Annotated in this window: 3 protein-coding genes and 1 pseudogene; 1 reads left to right on the top strand and 3 read right to left on the bottom strand. The window is 67.7% G+C overall.

All coding sequences use genetic code 11. The features are described from left to right. Positions 1 to 907: 907 nt before the first annotated feature. The gene (locus AC16DP_RS51260; RefSeq protein ID WP_329725421.1) at positions 908 to 1054 is read left to right on the top strand and encodes a hypothetical protein; all 147 of its coding nucleotides are present in this window, start codon (positions 908 to 910) and stop codon (positions 1052 to 1054) included. Between the two features lie 3 nt (positions 1055 to 1057). On the opposite strand, the gene AC16DP_RS51255 is transcribed toward AC16DP_RS51260, so the two are convergent. From AC16DP_RS51255 to AC16DP_RS51245, 3 genes and pseudogenes are all read right to left on the bottom strand, one after another. Continuing rightward, complete coding sequence (locus AC16DP_RS51255) at positions 1058 to 1768, bottom strand: M48 family metallopeptidase (RefSeq protein ID WP_329725422.1); 711 nt, start codon at positions 1766 to 1768, stop codon at positions 1058 to 1060. A gap of 23 nt (positions 1769 to 1791) precedes the next feature. Next, positions 1792 to 3249 (bottom strand): type I restriction enzyme endonuclease domain-containing protein, encoded by a 1458-nt coding sequence (locus tag AC16DP_RS51250; protein ID WP_329725423.1) that lies wholly within the window; start codon positions 3247 to 3249, stop codon positions 1792 to 1794. Positions 3250 to 3362: 113 nt separating this feature from the next. Further along, positions 3363 to 3897, bottom strand: a pseudogene (locus tag AC16DP_RS51245) (serine/threonine protein kinase); the annotation flags it as partial.

The raw sequence follows: 3897 nt of genomic DNA, 5'->3' as shown, positions 1-3897 counted from the left end.
GCTGTAGCAGGGCCTGCCGCACTTCGTCGAAGGCCCGCTGGTAGGGCGGCGGTAGCTGCCCCCGCATCGCGTGCAGTGCTGTGTACCGGGAGTCCCCACTGGTGAGGCTGCTGGAGAGGGCGTCCCGTCTCCTGCGGGCCTCGAACAGGCGGCCGTTGTTCAGGACTACATGGAAACGTGGACGGCCGCGTCAAGCCATCACGTCCGCGGACCACCGGGGAACCCAAGGGGGTTGAGCCAATGGCTATCCGTGAGGTGGTGGCTCAGGAGCGGTGGCGCTCTGCGGAGCGGTAGAGCTGGGTGAGAGAGGAGTCGAGGAGGGACTGGCGCGAGCGCATGGAGCGCCATGCGCGGACGAGGAGGTGACCTGCTGAGCGGAGATTGTTACACTGGCGCTCGGGCCATCAGGCGTAGGGATGTTGTCATCCTTGGGGGCGCTCATACCCATCCGCATGGTCGCCAGTTCTCGAAGAAGGACATGAGTACCCGAGCGCACTGGCTGCCCGTGCGGTTCGTTGACCCGAGCACCGGCCGGATCTGGGATCGCCAACTCATGCTGGAGACATTGAGATGCTGGAGGGGCGGGATTGGCTGCCTTGAGTGGAAAACGAGCTGTTGGAGGGGGACATCCATGAAATGGACCTTCTTCGTGGTCCCCTGTTGTTTGATGACCCTGACGGGTTGCTCACTTCTCAGGTATGGCTTCTACAAGAAGCCGGAATGGGCACCTCCGGAAGTGGCCGCCAGGGTGCGGTTTCCAGATTCATATGAGAAGGGCTTCCACCTCGAGGGTCCTTCGGTGGTGGCGCTCGAAGCAGCCCTGAATGATTTCCTGCCACCCGGAACGGCGCCGCGGAAGGGGGACGACCTCGTGGCTCGGTGTCTCTCCCTTCGGGAAACGTTCCATGTGTCGATCTGGCAGCCCAACGACAACAACATCTTCTTCGTGCGCTTCACCCCGGACCTGTCGCGGTGTGCTCCTGGCGCCATCATCACGGATGGGGGCGCGGAGTACGCCGTTGATGGAGAAGGGCGCATCCTCGCCAGGCAGTGAGGTTCACCAGACGAGCCGCGGCCCCTCCATGCGGAGCCGCTCCCGTCTCGCTTCGTAATCCGGAAGCAACCGCCCCAGCGCCGCCCAGAACTCCCGCCCATGGTCGTCATGGGTGAGGTGGATGATTTCGTGGGCCACCACGTAGTCCACCAACCGCATCGGCGCCTGGATGATGCGCCAGTTGAAGCGCACCACCCCGGCACCGCAGCTCCCCCAGCGCTTCTCCTGCTCGCGGACGAGCACCCGGGGCTCGGGCACACCGGCCCGCTGTGCCCACCCCATCACCCGCTCGGTCAGCCGTTCCCGGGCGTGCGCCCGGTACCACGCGGAGAGCGCTTCCCGGACTGCTCCCGCCCGCGCCTCCCCGCTGAGGGCTCCGGGGACTCCCACGCGCAGCCGGCCGCGCTCGAGCCGGACCTCCGGGGCCGCACCCCCACGGCGGACCTCCAGCCGGTACTGCCTCCCCAGGTAGAGGAAGGTCTCTCCCCCGACGAACTCCCGGGGGCCCGGTCTCGGCTCGGCGGGCCGCACGAGGCGCAGGCGGGAGGTGATCCACTTCGCCTTGGCCTGCACCACCGCATCGAGCCGCTCGACCGGGGTGTCCCGGGGCGCGGTGAGGATGATCTGCCCCGGCGGCGTGACGCTCAGGGCCACGGTCCGGCGCCGGGTGCTCCTGCGGATGCCGTAGGCAATCCGTGTGGTCCCCCATTGCACCTCCGAGCGCTCCTCCCCTCCGCTCACCGCTTCCTCCGGGCCCGCGCGAGGTCCATGATTCTCGCCGTCGCCGCCTCCACCTTCGCGGGCTCTCCGAACCGGGCGGCCCGGAGCCGCTTCTTGATGCTCTGGCGCATCTCCCGCTGCACGTCCTCCTTGGTGGCCCAGTCGATGATGTCGGTGCTCGGGTCGATGGCCTCCTGGATGATGGACGCCAGCGCCTTCCGGGACTCGTCGTAGACGATGTCCGGCTCCCCGGCCTGGGGAAGGGGGCCCTCCTCCAACACGCCGTAGATGGCGAACGCGAAGTCGCTCAGGCCGGCCTTCTGGGCGGCACCCTGCTCGTCGCGCGCCTCGGCACGCAAGCCCTGGAGGAGCTCCAGCTGCCGTGCGTCGTCGATGCGCTGGAGCTTCCGGTCCGCGATGAGCTGCTCCAGCCGCTCGCGCAGGGACGTGTAGAAGGCCGGGTTCTCCTCCAGCCTGACGTGGATTTCATGCCGGAGGGCGTGCTCCATCTCGCTGGCCCTCGCCTCGGGGGTCTTCAGCGCCTCGAGCTTCTCCTCGAGCTCCCTGCCGAAGAGGGAGACTTCCTTCACGAGGATCTGGATGCCCTCGGCGATGACGGACTCCTCGATGAGCTGGCGCACCTTCGCGCCGCAGTCGGCGAGGTCCAGGCTCCTGTCGCGGAAGCGGGCCCGGGCGGCGGCGCGAATCTTCCCGAGCCAGCGCAGGTCATCCACGTAGGGCAGCGCCCGCGGGTCGGGCAGGAGCATGTCGAGCGACTCGGAGAACGCCCGGAAGGCCAGGTCGAACGTGGCGCGGACGTCCTCGGGCTCCAGGAGGGCGACACACGCCTCGAGGTCATCCGGGTCCTTCACCTTCTGGAAGAGGCGCATCGCGGCCTGGTGGCGGGTCTGGAGGCGGGGCAGCTCGTCCAGCTTCGGTTGCAGGGCGCCCTTCACGTCCGAGGGCGAGAAGATGGCGAGCGCCTCGTGGAGCGCCCCGGACACGCCCCAGTAGTCCACGACGAGCCCGTACTTCTTCCCGTCCGCCTTGCGATTGACGCGGGCGATGGCCTGCAGGAGGTTGTGCTCGCGCAGGGGCTTGTCCAGGTACATGACCTGCTCGATGGGGGCATCGAAGCCCGTGAGCAGCATGTCGCAGACCACCAGCAGGCGGAGCGGGTCCCTGGGGTCGAGGAACCGCTCGATGAGGCGCGCCTGTTGCTGTCTGGTGGTGGCGTGCTTCTGGTAGCGCGCGCCCTCGTTGTGGCCGGCGGTGAAGAGGAGCGCGGACTCGGGGGCGTTGAGCGTGTCGAGCGTGTCCTTGTAGGTGATGGCGGTGTCGCGGTTGACGGCCACCACCTGGGCCTTGAAGCCGTTGGGCTGGATGAAGCGGGTGTAGTGCTCGAGCAGGACCTCTGGCCGATTCGCCGACAGGCTCCTGGATGTTCTTGCTTTTGGGTTGGTGATGACCCCCATGCCTGGAGGTCGATCAAATGCACCAACAGAACGGCTGCGCCGCAATCATCCAAGACTCATTCCGTAAGACCCAACTCATGGACGGTCTTGGCCTGCTGAGGGTGTGTAACAACTCACGGCCAGCGCCAGACGGCTGCCACCGGTAACTCCAGCTCTAGTCGAACGGCCCCGGGCTCGGAGCCGGGTAGCTTGTGCCAGCGCCCCTCCGGCCCGCCCAGGACGATGCACACCGGCAGCCTGCGGCCGTCCGGCAGCAGCGCCTCGGTGTAGCGCCCCAGCACGGCCTCCTCCCCATTCCGGTTCTGAATCCCAGGGCCTGTCCAGAGCCTCCCGTACAAGAGCGTGCCACCAGGCAATTCTGGTGGGGACCAGTCGCGCTGCACCACGCGGCCGACGATGGGGCCGTCGCGGTAGGTGCCATCCTCCCACGGGCCCCCAGGCTGGTGGATGTCGACGATGGCCTGGAGCTCCATGCCCTCATTGAGCTTCAGCACCTCGAACATGTTGTGCCGGGCCTCGGCGGGGCAGTCCTCTGGCTCCGGCCTCACCTGGGCGGCGGGACAGCCCAGGCCTGCAGCGGTGCACAGCCACACGGTGAGGACTCCGAAGCGTGAGCGGTTGGAGGGAGTCGAGTCCTGGGGCGTGGTG

The organism is Archangium sp. (genome assembly GCF_057119385.1).
The sequence above is the reverse complement of the archived record's forward strand: the minus strand, read 5'-3'. Positions and strand labels throughout refer to the sequence as shown.

Coding starts and splice junctions, on each gene's coding strand:
- AC16DP_RS51250 (WP_329725423.1), bottom strand. CDS start 3,249: ATGGGGGTCATCACCAACCCAAAAGCAAGAACATCCAGGAGCCTGTCG.